19 protein-coding genes and 1 tRNA gene are annotated in these 17,198 nt (G+C 34.5%); 15 read left to right on the forward strand and 5 right to left on the reverse strand.

The window, feature by feature from the left end; translation table 11 throughout:
• The first annotated feature begins 127 nt into the window (after positions 1–127).
• The 5 genes from nadC to priA all read left to right on the forward strand — a co-directional run bounded on the left by nadC (position 128) and on the right by priA (position 5,577).
• Positions 128–985, forward strand: a complete 858-nt coding sequence (gene nadC, locus ULVI_RS09955; RefSeq protein WP_068592325.1) for a carboxylating nicotinate-nucleotide diphosphorylase — start codon at positions 128–130, stop codon at positions 983–985.
• Positions 985–1,959, forward strand: coding sequence for a YihY/virulence factor BrkB family protein (locus ULVI_RS09960; protein ID WP_082830838.1), 975 nt, complete (start codon positions 985–987; stop codon positions 1,957–1,959). Before nadC ends, ULVI_RS09960 begins: the two co-directional genes overlap by 1 nt.
• Positions 1,960–1,971: 12 nt before the next feature.
• Positions 1,972–2,535, forward strand: a complete 564-nt coding sequence (locus ULVI_RS09965) for a chalcone isomerase family protein (protein ID WP_068592327.1) — start codon at positions 1,972–1,974, stop codon at positions 2,533–2,535.
• A gap of 6 nt (positions 2,536–2,541) precedes the next feature.
• Positions 2,542–2,967, forward strand: a complete 426-nt coding sequence (locus tag ULVI_RS09970; RefSeq protein WP_068592329.1) for a DUF2147 domain-containing protein — start codon at positions 2,542–2,544, stop codon at positions 2,965–2,967.
• Positions 2,968–3,069: 102 nt separating this feature from the next.
• Positions 3,070–5,577: a replication restart helicase PriA gene (priA, locus tag ULVI_RS09975; protein ID WP_068592587.1), complete on the forward strand. Its 2,508-nt coding sequence runs from the start codon at positions 3,070–3,072 to the stop codon at positions 5,575–5,577.
• Between the two features lie 47 nt (positions 5,578–5,624).
• Here priA and ULVI_RS09980 read toward each other — a convergent pair whose 3' ends face one another.
• On the reverse strand, positions 5,625–5,900 hold the full coding sequence (locus ULVI_RS09980) for a winged helix-turn-helix transcriptional regulator (RefSeq protein ID WP_068592331.1): 276 nt from the start codon (positions 5,898–5,900) through the stop codon (positions 5,625–5,627).
• Between the two features lie 157 nt (positions 5,901–6,057).
• Between ULVI_RS09980 and ULVI_RS09985 the strand changes: the two genes are divergently transcribed.
• The gene (locus tag ULVI_RS09985; protein WP_068592333.1) at positions 6,058–6,570 is read left to right on the forward strand and encodes a VOC family protein; all 513 of its coding nucleotides are present in this window, start codon (positions 6,058–6,060) and stop codon (positions 6,568–6,570) included.
• 106 nt (positions 6,571–6,676) lie between these two features.
• Here ULVI_RS09985 and ULVI_RS09990 read toward each other — a convergent pair whose 3' ends face one another.
• Positions 6,677–7,390, reverse strand: coding sequence for a LytR/AlgR family response regulator transcription factor (locus ULVI_RS09990; RefSeq protein ID WP_241780974.1), 714 nt, complete (start codon positions 7,388–7,390; stop codon positions 6,677–6,679).
• A gap of 213 nt (positions 7,391–7,603) precedes the next feature.
• Here ULVI_RS09990 and rpsF point away from each other — a divergent pair, with 213 nt between their 5' ends.
• The 4 genes from rpsF to ULVI_RS10010 all read left to right on the forward strand — a co-directional run bounded on the left by rpsF (position 7,604) and on the right by ULVI_RS10010 (position 9,323).
• Positions 7,604–7,945, forward strand: coding sequence for a 30S ribosomal protein S6 (rpsF, locus tag ULVI_RS09995; RefSeq protein WP_068592337.1), 342 nt, complete (start codon positions 7,604–7,606; stop codon positions 7,943–7,945).
• 3 nt (positions 7,946–7,948) lie between these two features.
• A complete protein-coding gene (gene rpsR, locus ULVI_RS10000) occupies positions 7,949–8,245 on the forward strand; it encodes a 30S ribosomal protein S18 (RefSeq protein ID WP_068592339.1) in 297 nt (98 codons plus the stop codon).
• A gap of 15 nt (positions 8,246–8,260) precedes the next feature.
• The gene (gene rplI / locus ULVI_RS10005; protein WP_068592340.1) at positions 8,261–8,716 is read left to right on the forward strand and encodes a 50S ribosomal protein L9; all 456 of its coding nucleotides are present in this window, start codon (positions 8,261–8,263) and stop codon (positions 8,714–8,716) included.
• 130 nt (positions 8,717–8,846) lie between these two features.
• A complete protein-coding gene (locus ULVI_RS10010) occupies positions 8,847–9,323 on the forward strand; it encodes a DUF6495 family protein (RefSeq protein ID WP_068592342.1) in 477 nt (158 codons plus the stop codon).
• A gap of 284 nt (positions 9,324–9,607) precedes the next feature.
• On the opposite strand, the gene ULVI_RS10015 is transcribed toward ULVI_RS10010, so the two are convergent.
• Positions 9,608–10,084 (reverse strand): SMI1/KNR4 family protein, encoded by a 477-nt coding sequence (locus ULVI_RS10015; protein WP_068592344.1) that lies wholly within the window; start codon positions 10,082–10,084, stop codon positions 9,608–9,610.
• A gap of 136 nt (positions 10,085–10,220) precedes the next feature.
• Positions 10,221–11,462 carry an ABC transporter permease gene (locus tag ULVI_RS10020; RefSeq protein ID WP_068592346.1) on the reverse strand — a complete coding sequence of 414 codons (1,242 nt, stop codon included), beginning with the start codon at positions 11,460–11,462 and terminating at the stop codon, positions 10,221–10,223.
• 390 nt (positions 11,463–11,852) lie between these two features.
• Here ULVI_RS10020 and ULVI_RS10025 point away from each other — a divergent pair, with 390 nt between their 5' ends.
• From ULVI_RS10025 to ULVI_RS10045, 5 genes are all read left to right on the forward strand, one after another.
• On the forward strand, positions 11,853–13,349 hold the full coding sequence (locus ULVI_RS10025) for a YfcC family protein (RefSeq protein WP_068592348.1): 1,497 nt from the start codon (positions 11,853–11,855) through the stop codon (positions 13,347–13,349).
• 250 nt (positions 13,350–13,599) lie between these two features.
• Positions 13,600–14,967, forward strand: coding sequence for a histidine--tRNA ligase (gene hisS, locus ULVI_RS10030; RefSeq protein ID WP_068592350.1), 1,368 nt, complete (start codon positions 13,600–13,602; stop codon positions 14,965–14,967).
• A gap of 57 nt (positions 14,968–15,024) precedes the next feature.
• A tRNA-Met gene (locus ULVI_RS10035) sits at positions 15,025–15,098 on the forward strand.
• A gap of 133 nt (positions 15,099–15,231) precedes the next feature.
• On the forward strand, positions 15,232–15,618 hold the full coding sequence (locus ULVI_RS10040; RefSeq protein WP_068592352.1) for an START-like domain-containing protein: 387 nt from the start codon (positions 15,232–15,234) through the stop codon (positions 15,616–15,618).
• A gap of 70 nt (positions 15,619–15,688) precedes the next feature.
• Positions 15,689–16,537, forward strand: coding sequence for an aminotransferase class IV (locus tag ULVI_RS10045; protein ID WP_068592353.1), 849 nt, complete (start codon positions 15,689–15,691; stop codon positions 16,535–16,537).
• On the opposite strand, the gene ULVI_RS10050 is transcribed toward ULVI_RS10045, so the two are convergent.
• Complete coding sequence (locus ULVI_RS10050) at positions 16,534–17,097, reverse strand: YqgE/AlgH family protein (protein ID WP_068592354.1); 564 nt, start codon at positions 17,095–17,097, stop codon at positions 16,534–16,536. The two genes, ULVI_RS10045 and ULVI_RS10050, sit on opposite strands and share 4 nt — an antisense overlap.
• Positions 17,098–17,198: the final 101 nt, after the last annotated feature.

Raw genomic sequence — 17,198 nt, forward strand, 5'->3', positions numbered from 1 at the left:
TTCGTTGTAAAAGTAAAAAATATCTTGTCTTTTGGGAGTAATTCATTTCAAAATAATCCCTGTATTCTAACTATATTAGACGATATAAAGCATCTTTTATTTAATTTAGCTGAAATTTCTAAAAGTTATGATCTCAAAGAAACAATTCGAAAAAGAAATAGATATAATAATTGCGAATGCCATTCGTGAGGATGTTGGTAATGGCGATCATAGTTCGCTAGCCTGCATTCCTGAAGAAGCCACTGGAACCGCAAAGTTATTGGTAAAAGACGAAGGGATAATTGCAGGGATCGATTTTGCGAAACAGGTCTTTGAGTATGTAGATACAGGTTTGGAAATGGATGTTAAAATGAAGGATGGAGATAAAGTTTCTTACGGGGATATCTGTTTTTATGTTTCTGGTTCGTCGCAATCTATTTTAAAAGCAGAACGTCTTGTATTAAATGCTATGCAACGAATGAGTGCGATTGCTTCTAAAACAAATAAATATGTGCAATTGCTTGAGGGCACTGGAACTAAAATACTCGACACTCGTAAAACGACACCTGGGATTCGAGCTCTAGAAAAATGGGCTGTAAAAATTGGTGGAGGAGAAAATCATAGATTCGCATTGTACGACATGATTATGCTAAAAGATAATCACATTGATTTTTGCGGAGGAATTACTAAAGCAATTGAAACAACTAAAACATATTTGCGAGAAAACAGTTTAGATCTAAAAATTATAGTTGAGGCGCGAGATCTTTCAGAGATTGAAGAAATTCTTAAAACGGAAGGTGTGTACCGCATTCTTATCGATAACTTTAACTATGAAGATACTCGTAAAGCGGTTGATTTAATTGGCGATACTTGTTTAACCGAATCGAGTGGAGGAATTACCCTCGAAACGGCACGTAAATATGCAGAATGCGGTGTAGATTTTATATCGAGCGGAGCATTAACTCACTCGGTTTATAATATGGATTTAAGCTTAAAAGCGGTTTAATGTCTGAAGAAAAATCGCAAACTAATATTCCCGTAATTGGAAAGCCTATTCGATATATAAAAGAGAAATTGTATTCTTTTTTTCAATATCTTATTGGAATTAGTAAGCGAATTTTAATTCCAGGAACTAACGGTTTGTCTTTATATAATCTATTAGATATTTATGGAACAGGAATTATAAAAGGTACTTTCTCTTCGCGAGCTAGCTCTATTGCGTATAGTTTTTTCGTCGCCATATTTCCTTTTTTACTATTTATTCTAAACCTTATCCCAATTGTTCCTGTAGAAGGATTTCAAACACGATTCTTAATTTTTATTGAAGGATTATTGCCTCCCCAAACTGCAGATTTTTTCTATCCAGTAATTGCAGATATTGCCGTAAACCCAAGAGGGGGATTGTTATCTGCTGTTTTCTTTTTGTCAGTGTTTCTTACAGCTAATGGGGTTAATGCTATTTTTAGTGCATTTGGGTATTCGTTTCACGTTACAATGAATCGTAGTTTTTTTAGACAATATATGGTTGCGCTGGTAGTTTCTATTTTCTTGGCATTGTTGTTGTTAATTACTGTTGGCGTCATATTATACGGTGAATACCTAATAAATGACCTTACTGGAAAAGCGTACATTCAGAATGATCTGTTTTGGATTTCTGCGTTACAAGTAACGATCTTTGTAATTATGATTTACATTATAACCGCAATTTTGTATTATTACGGTACAAAAGAAGGAAAAGAATCCAGGTTCTTTTCTTTAGGTGCATTGTTAACAACCCTATTGTTTATCTTAACAACGTATTTATTTGGAGTTTATATAAATAATTTTTCAAATTACAACGAGTTATATGGCTCGATTGGTGCACTTTTAATAATGTTATTATATATTTGGATTAACTCAAATATATTGTTGTTAGGATTCGAATTAAACATTTCTTTACAACGATTACGAGATAAGTCTCAACATGGAACACTAACTTAATTATAAATAAAAATGAAAAAAGTCTTATTACTTTGTATTTCAATTCTTACTATTGGTACCGCTGTTGCTCAAACTCAAGTAGGTAGTGTAACGCTACCAAATACTGTAAACTTTGGTGGGCAAGAATTAGTATTAAACGGTGCTGGAATTCGAAAAAAAGCAATGGTTTTAAAATTATACTCAGGAGGTTTATACCTTACTGAAAAATCTAGTGATGCAAAAAATATAGTTAATGCTGATGAATCTATGGCGATTAAATTGGTGATAACTTCTGGATTTGTATCAAGTGATGCTATGAGTGAAGCAGTAGAAGAAGGATTCGACGCTTCAACAAATGGAAACACTTCGGCAATCTCAGCAGAAATTAAAAAATTTATGGGTTTCTTTAGCGCTGAAATTGTTGAAAATGATGTCTTTGATATTACCTACCAAAAAGGAAAAGGGACTGTCGCTTACAAAAATGGTAAAGAATTAGGTACTATCTCTGGTATGACCTTTAAAAAAGCACTTTTTGGAATCTGGTTAGGAAACGATCCTGCAGATAGTAAACTTAAAAAAGCAATGCTTAATAAATAAAAAAGTATGAAAAAAATAGCACTCCTCTTAATTATATGTGTATCATCGACAACACTATTCGCTCAAGGCGTAATGGGCGATTGGAAAACAATAGATGATAATACTGGAGAAGCCAAATCGATCGTTACAATTTACGAGCGTGATGGTAAAGTATATGGAAAGGTAAAGGAAATCTTTAACGAAGAACGACGCGATGTGGTTTGCGTAGAATGTACAGGGAAAGATAAAAACAAGCCTGTATTAGGACTAGAAATCATAAAAGATTTAGAAAAAGATGGTGACGAATATACCGACGGAACCATCACCGATCCTGAAAACGGAAAACAATATAAATGTTATATTACCTTAGAAGAACCAAATAAATTGAAGGTACGTGGTTATGTAGGTTTTTCTTTATTAGGAAGAACTCAATATTGGGTGAGACAACAATAACATCTTGTGTATAAATTAATGTAAAGGCTGTTCAATAGTTGAATGGCCTTTTTTACTTTTGTTAAACCAAGTAATTTTTATTCATTTTTTTTACATAGCTACTTGTACTTCATCGATGTCATATTGCCCATTCCATTAAAGCAAGCATTTACTTATCAAGTAAATCGTGATGAAGCGGTATTTTTAAAACGTGGTATGCGGGTCGCGGTTCCCTTCGGAAAATCGAAAGTATACACAGGTATTGTTTATGGAATTTATAACGATAATCCACCTGGGTACGATACCAAACATATTGATCAAATTTTAGATGAACAACCCATTGTTACAGAAACTCAGTTAAAGCATTGGGAGTGGATGTCTGCCTACTATATGTGTACTTTGGGGGAAGTAATTCGTGCCGCATTACCAGGAGCTTTTCTATTGGAAAGTGATACCATGGTTGGACTTCGGAAAGATGTGTCGAAACATAATATTGATGAAGCTTCAGAAGAAAATACATCGGTTTCAGAAAGTAACACAATAGATGAGTCTGAATTTACAGATGATGAATTTCTGGTATATGAAGCCTTACAGCATCAGTCGCAATTACACATTAACGACATCCGCTCTATTCTCGATCGAAAGAACGTAGTAAAGGTTCTTGAAGGGCTTATTCAGAAAAAGGTGATTGAAGTACAAGAAGAGGTGCACGAACAATATACACCAAAATTAAAACGATATCTTCAATTAGCACCGCCATACACTTCCGAAGAAAAACTTAAAGAATTATTAGATTCACTTTCAAGAGCACCAAAACAACGGGAAGTACTTATGAATTTGTTTATGCTCTCAGCACAAACTAAAAAGCCTGTCGATGCGATACTACTACAGAAGAAAAGTAACACTTCTGCCGCCGTTGTAAAGACTTTGGTCGAAAAAAAAATCTTAGAAGAATACCTTATTCAAAAAGATCGAGTTGAATATACAGGAGGAGCAGTTTCAGAAACCAAACAACTAAATGAAGCACAAACACTGGCGCTTTCTGAGGTAAAAACACATTTTGAAACTAAAGATGTCGTGCTACTTCACGGGGTTACTTCGAGTGGAAAAACCGAAGTGTACGTACGGCTTATTGAAGAAATGATCGCGACTGGAAAACAGGTGCTGTATATGCTTCCTGAAATTGCATTAACCACGCAACTTATTTCAAGACTCCAAAATTATTTTGGAGAAACAGTCGCAGTATATCATTCTAAATATTCGGTAAATGAACGGGTGGAGGTCTGGCAAAATGTACTTGAGAGTAAACCTAAGGCGCAAATTGTAATTGGTGCTCGCTCGTCGCTGTTTTTGCCTTTTAGTAACCTAGGACTTATTATTGTAGACGAGGAGCATGAGCCTTCGTTTAAACAATACAATCCATCTCCTCGCTATCATGCGCGAGATAGCGCGGTAGTGCTTGGGAATATTCATAATGCAAAATTGGTGCTAGGGTCTGCAACACCTTCATTAGAAAGCTATCATAATTCTGAAACGGGTAAGTACGGACTGGTGCGACTCACAAAACGGTTTGGAAATGTTTTGATGCCAGATATCTCGCTAATAGATATTAAGGAAAAACATCGTAAAAAATTAATGACAGGGCATTTTAGTGATACTTTGTTAGAAGCTATGAGAGAGGCAATCTCTAATAAGGAACAGATTATTTTGTTTCAGAACCGAAGAGGCTATTCTCCCGTTGTAGAATGTACAACGTGTGGTGTGTCTCCCCAATGTCCCAATTGTGATGTGAGTTTAACATACCATCAATATAAAAAACAATTACGATGTCATTATTGTGGCTATCATATGGCAATGTTGCGATCTTGCATGGCATGTGGTAGTGAAACTCTCGATACCAAAGGATTTGGAACCGAACAGATAGAAACAGAACTAAATCACCTATTTCCAGATAAAGTTGTGGCTCGAATGGATCAAGACACTACACGTGGAAAAAACGCATATGGAAAATTAATTGAAAGATTGGAAAATGAAGAGATTGACATTCTAGTTGGAACTCAAATGCTTGCAAAAGGATTAGACTTTAGAAACATTGGTCTTGTAGGAGTAATGAATGCCGATACGTTGTTGTATTTCCCAGATTTTAGAGCGCATGAACGTAGTTTTCAGTTATTGCAACAAGTTTCTGGTAGGGCAGGACGTACCGAGAAACGTGGAAAAGTGCTTATTCAAACTTACAATCCTCACCATTTAATATTACAGCAGGTAAGTTCTAATGAGTATGAAGCGATGTACAAACAGGAGGCTGAAGAACGATATCAATACAAATATCCTCCCTACTACCGTACAATCCGAATCACTTTTAAAGACAAAAGTTACGATAAGATGGATAAAGCATCTATATGGTTTGGACGCGCATTAGAACAAAAGTTAAAAGAGCATGTTCTTGGTCCAGAAACACCTCCCGTGGGAAGAGTAAGAAACCTTTATATAACAAATGTATTGGTGAAAATTCCGAAGCAACAATCGCTGGCAAAGACCAAAGGCTATATTTCGAATGTACAGCGAAGCTTTAATACGATCAAAGAGTTTTCTACAGTTCGAGTGAGCATCGATGTTGATAATTATTAGAACTTAGATGTTCTTATTATAAACTTTATGACTATTTATTTTTTAACTTAATCAAGAAGGTCTTGTTCTCCCCATGTGTCTAAACTTTTTAAAATCAATTCTAAAGAGCGGCCTCTTTCACTTAAGCCGTATTCTACTTTAGGAGGTACCACTGGAAAAACTTTTCGGGTTATTAATCCGTCCTTTTCTAATTCACGAACAGTTTGAGTGAACATTTTATTCGAAATACCTGAAATCTTACGTTGTAAAATTCCCGAGCGTAAGTTGTTATCTAGCAAATGAAAAAGGATTAGAGGTTTCCATTTTGTGCCTATTAGACCCATGGTATAATGCAGGGGGCAGTGATTTTTTTTATTCAATTTTTTAGTTGTAAATAGTTGATAATAAGTATAATACTCGTTTAGGTAACTATCTTACTTTTAGGTAAGTTATTGCCCAAGAGGTAAATATAAATTAATTTTGAATGCTAAAATATAAATTATGAACACAAATAAAACATATCCCAAAACCTTTTCACATATTGGATTAACCGTCCCAGATATACATGAAGCTGTGAAATTTTACAGGGAAGTAATGGGATGGTACGTTGTTATGAAACCATCTAAAGTGAAAAAGGAAGCCGAAACGGCGATTGGTAAAATGTGTATTGATGTATTTGGAGAAGATTGGACTTCGTTCGATATTGCTCATTTGGCCACATCAGACGGAATAGGTATAGAACTGTTTTCTTTTCCAAATGGGGTTAAGGAAGCACCAGAATTTAGTCCATTTAATACAGGTCTATTTCATTTTTGTATTCAAGACCCTAATATCGAAGACCTAATTGAAACCATTGTATCTTATGGAGGAAAGCAGCGCATGCCAATAAGAGCATATTATCCCGAGGATAAGCCTTTTAAAATGTGTTATGTTGAAGATCCATTTGGAATTGTTTTCGAGATTTACACTCATAGTTATGAGTTAACGTATTCTTCTGGAGCATATTCTAAATAAAATATCTAGTAACTAATTTATGAAAATTGGAGGAAATAAAATACCCTGATAATTACAGTAATGTAGCTATCAGGATATTTTATTTTAAGTTTAAACGAACTATTTCTTAGTTGCGCATTGTAGCGGCTAATGCTTCTACTAAATCAGATTTTCTATTACGGCTTAATGGTAATTGTTCTTTATCAAGTTCAATTACTTTACTATTGTAGCGTTCTACTTTATCTAAATTAACGATATACGATTTGTGAATTCGTAGAAATCGTTCACTTGGTAAAAGAGCTTCAAAAGCTTTCATTGTTGAAAGAACTACTAAAGCATCGTGTTCGGTAACTAGTTTTACATAGTCTCCAAGAGCTTCAATGTAGCGGAGCTCATTCAAGAAAACCTTTCTTTTTTTCAAGTTACTCTTAACAAAGATGAAATCTTCATCGTCGAAGCCATCATCGTTTTTAAATTTATAATTCGTGATCGCTTTGTGAACCGCATTTAGAAACCGTTCTTTAGAGATAGGTTTTCTAAGATAATCCACAGCATCGTAATCGAATGCTTTAAAGGCATATTTCGTTTTACCAGTTACAAAAATAATCTGTGGTTTATTAGTAAGATCATCGAGCAAATCGAAACCAGAAAGTATAGGCATTTCAATATCGAGAAAAATAAGGTCAATCTCGGTAGTAGCCAATCCCATTTTTGCTTCAATAGCATTATTATATTCTGCTACTAAATTTAAAGAGGGGTGATTCTCTATAAGCTTTACGATAGAAAGTCTTTGTAGGGTGGAATCATCAACGATTGCACATTTCAGTATAGGTTTATCCACAGTAATAAAAGTTTTTCTTACAGCAATTATAGACATTAATTCGATGAAATGCAAGTTTTATTAACATTTATCGCATTTTTTTATCCTTTAATCTATTTAGTGTAGGAATTAAAAAAGGTATAGATTAGGGTTTGAAAATAAGAAATATTGTAGTATTTTTGCACGCTCTTGGTAAAGTGCTGAGAGTTTATCAATAATTTTAATAGATTTTATATGAATCATTATGAAACTGTTTTCATCTTAAATCCCGTTTTATCTGAAGAACAGATAAAGGAAACAGTAAAGAAATACGAAGATATTCTTGTTTCTAAAGGTGCTAAGATGATATCCAAAGAGAATTGGGGGCTAAAAAAATTAGCTTATGCCATTCAACACAAAAAAAGTGGTTTTTATCACTTGTTCGAATTTACTGCTCCAGGTGACGCTGTGAATGAGGCTGAAGTAGAATTTAGAAGAGATGAGCGTATCATGCGATACCTTACAGTAAGTCTAGACAAACATGCAGTTGCATGGGCGGAAAGAAGAAGAAAAAGAGATAACAAAAAAACAGCATAAGATATGGCAACGATCCAGGAACAAGCAAAAGGAAAGAAAGACGGAGAGATCAGATATCTTACTCCGCTGAATATTGAGACTTCTAAAGCGAAAAAATACTGTCGTTTTAAGAGATCAGGAATTAAATATGTTGACTACAAAGACCCAGATTTTTTATTGAAATTTGTAAACGAGCAAGGTAAAATTTTACCTAGACGTCTTACAGGGACTTCATTAAAATACCAACGTAAAGTAGCGGTAGCAGTGAAAAGAGCGCGTCACTTAGCGCTTATGCCGTATGTAGCCGATTTATTAAAATAAAAAGCAGATCGAATTATGGAACTTATATTAAAAAATGACGTAGAAAATTTGGGCTTTACTGATGACCTTGTTACAGTAAAGAACGGATACGGAAGAAACTACTTGATCCCAAACGGTCATGCAGTTCTTGCCACTCCATCTGCTAGAAAAGCACTTGCAGAAACATTAAGCCAACGCGCCTATAAAGAAAAGACTGTAGTAGAAGCAGCTCAAAAAGATGCTGATAAACTAAGTGAAATTCTTGAACTTAAAATCGGTGCAAAAACTGGTGAAGGTGATAAGTTATTTGGATCTGTAACTAACGCAGATCTTGCTGATGCATTAGCTAAAGAAGGTGTTGAAGTAGAGAAAAAATATATCTCAATTGCAGGAGGTGCCATTAAGCGTACTGGGCAATATGATGCGACAATTCGTTTTCATAGAGATGTGATCTCAAACTTCACATTCGAAGTGATCGCTGAAGCAAAATAATTTCTTCGGAAACTATATAGATTACAACCTTTCTCATTCGTGGGGGAGGTTTTTTTCTTCCATGAAATGAATTAATATTTCGCCAAAATTTTACCTTCAAGATATATAATTTGAATACCGAGTAACTAGTATGAAGTATACACGCTTAACCAAAGAACAATTTGAAGAACTGCACGGAGAATTTATAAATTTTCTTGCAACACAGTCAATCACAGCAGACGAGTGGGAACAGATTAAAACCAACAAACCTCAAGTAGCTGAAGAAGAACTCGATATTTTTAGCGATTTAGTTTGGGAAGGAGTCCTTTCTAAAGCAACATACCTTGAAAATATAGCTCCTCAACAACTTTTCTTGTTTAAAGTGGTTGAGAAAGAAATGCAACTCATTGTTATAAAAGTTATAGATACAACAAAAGATATCACTACCGTCGAAGGATATCGATGGTTGCAAGAAAACTATCTTTCCGATGATGTTGAATTTTTCACTTCCGAAAAGGCTTTTTCTAATGACAAACACGGGGATATCTTCGCAATTATCAAGCAAGGAGCTATTATCACAAAGGGTGAGTTATTTAATTTCTTTAGTAAGATATTGAGTAGTGAGTAATGCATAAAAAATCTTAGCTGATAGAAGTGTAAATAAATTAGTTACTTTATTAAAATCTATTCCGCCACATCTTATCAACCTAAGGCAAAAAAACATTTCTATTATCGTATATATTCACGCTTAAAATAAACAAATGTTACAAACTCTAATAAATAGAAAATTTGATTATTTATTAGTTAATTAAAATCCTAAAACGGGATAAATAGATATAAGTAACCCATAAATTCCTCACGGTTATATAGGCATAATTTTACCTGTCATTTCTATATTTTGTGGTGCGTCTTTTATTTTGGAGATAATTTATTAAAAAATTCATCTAGAGAATTTGAAATTTTAAGAATACCAAAATCCCCATTATCTACATAGTATATTTTTCCAGCATGCATTCCTTCAGTAGCATAGTAAACTGTTGCATTCATAAGTTTGATTATAGGAATAAGTTTTTCAACCTGCACATAACGGTCCGGAATTTCAAAATGATCTCTAAATTCTTGTAAGTAACTAATATATTGCCACGAATCTTGTATGGATAAAAAGGATGCTATTTCTACAAGCACATTAGAAGATTTCCATCCGTCTTGGTAAATAATATCTATCTGGCAGTCTTTTCCATCAATTGTTGGTTTTCCTCCCGCATAATTTTTGAAAAATGTACTTAATTCTAAAGTGAAAGTTAGACCTGTGAGGTTTTCTAATTTAGTAATTTCATTTTGTGAGAAGGGGTTCGGATTTTGAATTACTATTTTATTAGGCATTTTCATAATAAATGTTTTACAGTACCATATAAAAGTAACAAAGAAAGCTGGTTAAGCACATTTTAATTAAATCCATCAAAGAGGCTTTTAGTTTTAGCAATAGATGGCACAGTATCTTTCTAATATAAATTCGAATTAAATATTATTCGTATCTCAAACTTTCAATAGGATCTAATTTAGCTGCTTTAGAAGCTGGGTAGGAACCGGCAACAACAGCCACCAGAAAAGTAATGATGGTCGCCCAGATCATTGCAGACCACGGTAATGCAAAGTCGAAATTAAATATTTGTGCAAAAGCAAATCCAGTAGCAATTCCTAAAATAATTCCTACGATGCTTCCAAATTGTCCAATCACAATTGTCTCTATAAAAAATTGTGTGGAAATTGTAGAACTTTTAGCTCCCAATGCTTTTCGCACCCCAATTTCACGAGTACGTTCTGTCACAGAAACTAACATGATATTCATTAAGGCAATGGAGGATCCTAAAATTGTAATAATACTTATAATCCAGGCTGCGGTATTTAATATTGTCCCTATTTCGGCTAACTGATTTACAAGATCTTCACTTCTGGAAATCCCGAAATTATTTTCCTCGACTGGACTTAATCTGCGTACATTTCTAAAAGTAACGATCGCTTCATCTTGAGCGCCAGAAAGATATTGTTTGTCATCGACTTTAACACTAATAGTGTAATTAATATTAGGTTGCGTGAAAATTCCACGTGCTGCCTGTATAGGTATGAGTACTTTAAGGTCTTGATTATTTCCGAAAGTAGCTCCCTTCGATTCTAAAATTCCTATTACTTTAAACTTAACCCCACGAACACTAATAATCTTTCCTAAAGGATCATCGTTTTTAAAAAGGTTTTTGAGGAAATCAGACCCTAGTAAACAAACTTTATTATTATTCTGAATGTCAAATAACGTGAAATTACGCCCTTGTTCTACATTGGTGCCAGTTGCATCTAAATAGTTTTCATTAACCCCGTAGATCTGAGCTTCAGGATCGGTTTTCTCAGATTCAAATTTTACCTCCGCTGTTGCAGTTCCTACAAAGGATACCGAAACATTTGTTTTGGGATATTCATAGGTATCTACGAACCTCCGAACGTCATTATAATTAATAACAGGGTTTATTTTTTCTCGTTGACCTCCTCCTCTAGATTGAACAGAAAATTCGTACCGTTGCAGGTTAAAAGTGTTCGCACCCATCGATTCAAAATTTCCCGCAATATTTGTTTCAAGCGCTTTAACGGCGCTAAGAATGCCTACTAATGCCCAAATACCAATCCCTATAATAACAATTGTTAAAATGGTTCTTAGTAATTGACTTCTAATGGAATCTAAAGCGATTCGCACATTCTCTTTAAATAATGAAAACATAGGTGGTGGTTGTATTCTGTACCATTAGACTATTTGATATCTGCAATGTTACGAAATTAACTATTTTTTTTTCTAAACAATAGACAGTGGGGTACCTCTAGTTTATAAATAAAGAAAATGTAGATAGAATACTTTGACATTCTTAAATAGTCCACTATGAACACTATGCAAGATGCTACTGTTAGATACTATCTAAATGATTTTTACAACGATTTTATTAATTAGTATCACTCCCGATTAATTAAAAAATATTTACCGTAAAGTAGTTATGTAATTTATATTAAAATGTAACTAATTTTTTCACGATACACATATTTACAAGGTATTACCATCATTAATATGGTAATGCACTTTAATTTTATAGTTTCGTAGCTTCATAATTTGATTTCAATGAAAACAAGATCTTTTCCTTCTGCACAAGCCATATTATTAATTATAACTGCTCTTGTTGCGTTACTTACATGGCTAATTCCCGCAGGTCAGTATGCGTCTTTAACATACGATAAATCAGAAAACAGTTTTATTAAAATTGTAAATGGAAAATCAGAAAAACTTCCAGCTACCTCAGAAACGCTTGAATCATTACACGTGCAAATACCTTTACAAAGTTTTACTTCAGGAGCTATTTATAAGCCCATTAGTATTCCTAATTCTTACGAATTGGTCGAAGCCAGGCCACAGGGTTTTTCTGAATTTGTTCAAGCTCCTATTAAAGGGATTATCGAAACAGCAGATATTATATTTTTAGTTCTCATTATTGGTGGTGTTGTTGGGGTTGTTGAAAAAACAGGAGCCTTTAGTGCTGGGATTCGATGGCTTTCAGAATTTTTAAAGGGTAGAGAGTATATTTTAATTATTAGTACCACAAGCCTAATTGCCTTAGGGGGAACTACATTCGGATTTGGTGAAGAAACTATAGCATTTCTTCCCATTTTAATACCCGTTTTTTTAGCTGCAAAATATGATGCTTTAGTTGCAGTTGCGTGTGTTTTCTTAGGATCTCAAATCGGTGTAATGGCATCAACTACAAACCCATTTTCTACGATTATCGCTTCAGATGCTGCGGGTATTGTATGGACTACAGGACTTTATGGTAGAATAATAATGCTTGTAATCTGTGTTTCGGTCACTATTATTTTTATTCTCAGATATGCAAAAAAAGTAAAATTAGATCCTAGTAAATCAATCATTTTTGATCAAAAAAAACAAATTGAAAGACTTTTTAGTGTAAATCCAGACTTAAAAATACCTACGTTAACAAGAACACTTAAATTAATTTTATTTCTTTTTATTCTTTGTTTTGTTGTAATGGTTTGGGGGGTTATTGCCTTCGAATGGTGGTTTGTTGAGATGACAGCTGTATTCTTTTTTGGAGCGATAGTAATTGGTTTTCTAGCACGAATGAAAGAAACCTCTTTTATAGATTCTTTTATAGGTGGAGCTGGCGCTTTATTGGGGGTTGCATTTATAATTGGGTTGGCTAGAGGAATATCCATACTTATGAGCGACGGGTTAATTAGCGATACTATTCTTTTTCAAGCGGGAAGTCTCACAGAGGGTATGGAACGAGGAGTTTTTATAAATGCTTTGTTCATCGTTTACAATTTTTTCGCCTTTTTCGTATCTTCTACTTCAGGCACGGCTGTTCTCACTGTACCAATTATAGCACCGTTAGCCGACACCGTTTCTATAAGCAGAGAGGTGGTTGTAAATGCTTTTCAATTTGGTCACGGACTCTTCAATTTACTTAACCCAACAGGACTTATTTTAGCCTTTCTTGGGGTTGCAAAAATAGGATATGGTCGTTTTTTAAAATTCGTATGGCCTCTAGTTGCTATCCTCGGTCTAATAATAATGGCCTTTTTAACCCTCTCTGTATATTCATAAAAAGATGAGAGTACAATTAAAAAAGAATTAGGCGTTGTGATGTACAATAGTAAATGCTTCTGAAAAATATTTTTTTATCTTAAAACACATAGAATTTATAAAATGAAAATTAGAAGGGATGGTATAACTATAGCTTCCTTCAGAATGAAATTACATTTTAAATTAAGATATTTGCACCAAATAAATTCGAATTGAAAATTTAAAATTCAAGCACAACTCATATTGAATTTTAAACCTTAAAGAGACACTTTTGAAAAAACCAAGCATACCAAAAGGAACCCGTGATTTTACACCACAAGAAGTAGTGAAGCGCACTTATATTACAGACATTATTAAACGCTGTTTTATGAGCTACGGGTTTCAACCCATCGAAACTCCTTCATTCGAAAATAGCGAAACGCTTATGGGAAAATACGGGGATGAAGGAGATCGATTAATTTTTAAGATTTTAAATAGCGGTGATTTTCTTCGGAAAGTGGATGACACAACCTATTCTGAAAAAGATGCTACCAAACTCACGTCTAAAATTTCAGAAAAGGCGCTTAGGTATGACCTCACTGTCCCTTTTGCTCGGTACGTAGTGCAACATCAAAATGAAATAACATTCCCTTTTAAACGCTATCAAATTCAACCAGTATGGCGAGCCGACCGCCCGCAGAAAGGACGTTTTAGAGAATTTTTCCAATGCGATGCCGATGTAGTGGGGAGCGATTCTTTATGGCAGGAAGTAGAATTCGTTCAATTATACGACGCCGTTTTTTCAGCATTAAACCTAAAGGAGGTCGTTATTAAAATGAATAATCGGAAGATTCTTAGTGGGATCGCTGAAGTGATTGGTGCCGAAGATAAACTCATCGATTTTACGGTAGCTTTAGATAAGTTGGATAAAATAGGGGAGGAAGGTGTAAAAAAAGAAATGCTAGAAAAAGGTATTTCTGAAACTGCAATCGAAAAATTACAACCAGTATTTAATAACGATGGAAGTGCTTCTGAAAAATTAACATTGCTTAAAAAACTCCTGGATACTTCTGAAACAGGCTTACAAGGGATTAAAGAGTTGCAATTCATCATCGATGCTATTGAAGCATTGGGCTTGCAATCTGCTAATTTGGAAATAGACATCACCTTAGCCCGAGGATTAAACTATTACACAGGGGCCATCTTTGAGGTCGCCGCACCCAAAGGGGTCGATATGGGAAGTATCGGTGGAGGGGGTCGTTACGATGACCTTACGGGCATCTTCGGACTCAAAAATGTAAGTGGAGTGGGAATAAGCTTCGGTCTCGATCGTATCTACCTTGTTCTCGAAGAACTAAATCTTTTTCCCGCAACCGTTTCCGCAAACACTAAAGTACTATTTATCAACTTCGGAAATAAAGAGTCCTTGTATGCCATGAAAGCAATTTCAAAATTAAGAGGTCTAGACATCACAGCAGAACTTTATCCCGATGAAGCAAAGATGGGAAAACAAATGGGTTACGCAGACAAACGGGACATACCTTTCACGGTATTAGCAGGAGATGAGGAGGTGAAAGCAAATTTGTATACCTTAAAGAATATGAAGAGTGGGGAGCAGGAAAAAGTAACTTTTGATAAACTACAAAATCTGTTGAAATAAATAGAGCGAATATTTGCAGCACATCATTTTGTTTTTATCTTTGCAAACTTAAAATGCGGCGAGGTAGCTCAGGTGGTTAGAGCGTCGGATTCATAACCCGGAGGTCACGAGTTCAAGTCTCGTTCTCGCTACAACAAAAACCCCTTCAATATGGAGGGGTTTTTTATTTGAAAATTTAATCGTACAACACGATAAAAAGACTTGCTGTTCCTTTTTCCTTTTATAATTAATATATATATTGGGCACTAGCTAACGTAAAAAACAATGGAAGAAAAAGTAAAGTTTGAAATGGAATTTCCGATACATGTATCCCCGTCGTTACTGTATCAATATATATCTACACCTTCTGGTATGTCCGAATGGTATGCCGACAATGTAAATTCAAGAGGTGAGTTCTTCACCTTTATATGGGAAGGAAGCGAAGAAAAAGCAAAACTACTAGGAAAAAAAAGTGGCGAACGAATTAAATTTCGTTGGATGGCCGATGAAGGAACCGATTACTTTTTTGAATTGCGCATTCAAGTGGATGAAATAACTAAAGATGTTTCTCTTATGATCACAGATTATGCTGAAGAAGACGAAGTAGATGAGGGTAAAATGCTTTGGGAGAATATGGTTTCTGAACTAAAACAGATCTTAGGATCCGCATAGAAAAGAGCTAAATAATTGTATCTTTGCGCCGCATAATTTCGACTTAAACCGGAATTTAAGCGGCTTTTTTATGATTAATTACAACGGAAATATAGGTTCTGAAACCAATTTGAAACTTTCTCACTCTAATCGGGGTATAAACTATGGTGATGCGGTTTTCGAAACGCTTCGAATGACCGCTGGAAAACTCAACTTTTGGGAAGATCATTACTTTAGATTAATGGCTTCCATGCGTATTATGCGTATGGAAATCCCTATGAATTTTACGATGGAATTTCTGGAAGCTCAAGTACATGACCTTTTTGAAGCAGCTTCCGAAGAAAAAAAAGATTCCTACAGAATAAAAATATTAGTGTGGCGCATCGAAGGAGGTAAATATACTCCAGATACCAATGATGTTGAGTATCTAATATCTTACGAAAAGATAACGAACCCCTTTTATACTTTAAATACCGATTCTTACGAAATTGAACTTTTTAAAGATCATTATGTAACTTCGGGACTCTTATCTACGCTTAAATCTAACAATAAACTTTTAAATGTTCTTGGAAGCATCTATGCCAAAGAGAATGACTATGCAAATTGTTTGGTGCTCAACGAAAAAAAACAAGTTGTGGAAGCACTTAACGGGAATATTTTCTTGGTAAATGGGTATAAGATTAAAACACCTCCCTTAGAAGATGGTTGTCTTAATGGAGTCCTTAGAAAACAAATCATCGCCATTCTTTCTCAATTGCCCGATTATGTATTAGAAATAGAATCTGTTTCTCCGTTCGAATTACAGAAAGCCAATGAAATTTTTATAACGAATGTGGTAACAGGAATTCAGCCTGTATCGAAATATCGAAAAAAGGAATATACCTCAGTTGTAGCAAAAGAATTACTAGGAAAATTAAATGTAAAAGTACGTCTAGGTTAGTTATAAGAAGGGTTTTCTGGTGCGTTCGACCATAATACATAATCACCACCAAATTCGATCATTTTTTCTTTCCATAGATTGTCGTAAGGTTTTCCAATAATGTCATTTTTATAGGCATTAGGAGCCACTACCCAACTATGTACTTCTAATTCTTGTTCTAATTGGTCTGTTTCCCAACCTGAGTAGCCAAGAAAAAAACGAATTTGATCTTCTTTTAATTTGTCCTCTTTTAGCAGATCTGTAATGGCGTTAAAATCTCCTCCCCAGTAAATACCGTTAGAAATTTCAATACTATCTGGAATGATCTCAGGGATTCTATGAATAAAATATAGATTGTCTTGTTCCACAGGACCACCGTTATATACCATAAGGTTCGATGCAATCTCAGGAATAAAATCTTTTAATTTATATTCTAAGGGCTTATTTAAAATAAAACCAACAGAACCATTCTCATTATTATATTCAGCGATAAGAATGATAGACCTGTTGAAAGAAACATCTCCAATAATTGAAGGTTCGGCGACAAGCAGACACCCTTTGGTTGGTTTGAGTGAGGTCATATAGTTAGTTTTTGGTCTTTTAAATCTAAGTTAATTTTTTTGAATAAACAACATAATTGCGCATTACCGTTAATTGGTAAAAATAAAAAACCCTCCTCATA

The organism is Cochleicola gelatinilyticus (assembly GCF_001637325.1).
In the GTDB taxonomy this organism is placed as follows: domain Bacteria; phylum Bacteroidota; class Bacteroidia; order Flavobacteriales; family Flavobacteriaceae; genus Cochleicola; species Cochleicola gelatinilyticus.

Excerpts from the sequence above, each read along its gene's own strand:
- nadC (WP_068592325.1), top strand. The coding sequence starts at position 128 with ATGATCTCAAAGAAACAATTCGAAAAAGAAATAGATATAATAATTGCG.
- ULVI_RS10045 (WP_068592353.1), top strand. The coding sequence starts at position 15,689 with ATGATTAATTACAACGGAAATATAGGTTCTGAAACCAATTTGAAACTT.
- ULVI_RS10020 (WP_068592346.1), bottom strand. The coding sequence starts at position 11,462 with ATGTTTTCATTATTTAAAGAGAATGTGCGAATCGCTTTAGATTCCATT.
- ULVI_RS10015 (WP_068592344.1), bottom strand. The coding sequence starts at position 10,084 with ATGAAAATGCCTAATAAAATAGTAATTCAAAATCCGAACCCCTTCTCA.
- ULVI_RS09960 (WP_082830838.1), top strand. The coding sequence starts at position 985 with ATGTCTGAAGAAAAATCGCAAACTAATATTCCCGTAATTGGAAAGCCT.
- rplI (WP_068592340.1), top strand. The coding sequence starts at position 8,261 with ATGGAACTTATATTAAAAAATGACGTAGAAAATTTGGGCTTTACTGAT.
- ULVI_RS09985 (WP_068592333.1), top strand. The coding sequence starts at position 6,058 with ATGAACACAAATAAAACATATCCCAAAACCTTTTCACATATTGGATTA.
- ULVI_RS10025 (WP_068592348.1), top strand. The coding sequence starts at position 11,853 with ATGAAAACAAGATCTTTTCCTTCTGCACAAGCCATATTATTAATTATA.
- ULVI_RS10050 (WP_068592354.1), bottom strand. The coding sequence starts at position 17,097 with ATGACCTCACTCAAACCAACCAAAGGGTGTCTGCTTGTCGCCGAACCT.
- ULVI_RS09980 (WP_068592331.1), bottom strand. The coding sequence starts at position 5,900 with ATGGGTCTAATAGGCACAAAATGGAAACCTCTAATCCTTTTTCATTTG.
- rpsF (WP_068592337.1), top strand. The coding sequence starts at position 7,604 with ATGAATCATTATGAAACTGTTTTCATCTTAAATCCCGTTTTATCTGAA.
- ULVI_RS09970 (WP_068592329.1), top strand. The coding sequence starts at position 2,542 with ATGAAAAAAATAGCACTCCTCTTAATTATATGTGTATCATCGACAACA.
- rpsR (WP_068592339.1), top strand. The coding sequence starts at position 7,949 with ATGGCAACGATCCAGGAACAAGCAAAAGGAAAGAAAGACGGAGAGATC.
- ULVI_RS10010 (WP_068592342.1), top strand. The coding sequence starts at position 8,847 with ATGAAGTATACACGCTTAACCAAAGAACAATTTGAAGAACTGCACGGA.
- ULVI_RS10040 (WP_068592352.1), top strand. The coding sequence starts at position 15,232 with ATGGAAGAAAAAGTAAAGTTTGAAATGGAATTTCCGATACATGTATCC.
- ULVI_RS09965 (WP_068592327.1), top strand. The coding sequence starts at position 1,972 with ATGAAAAAAGTCTTATTACTTTGTATTTCAATTCTTACTATTGGTACC.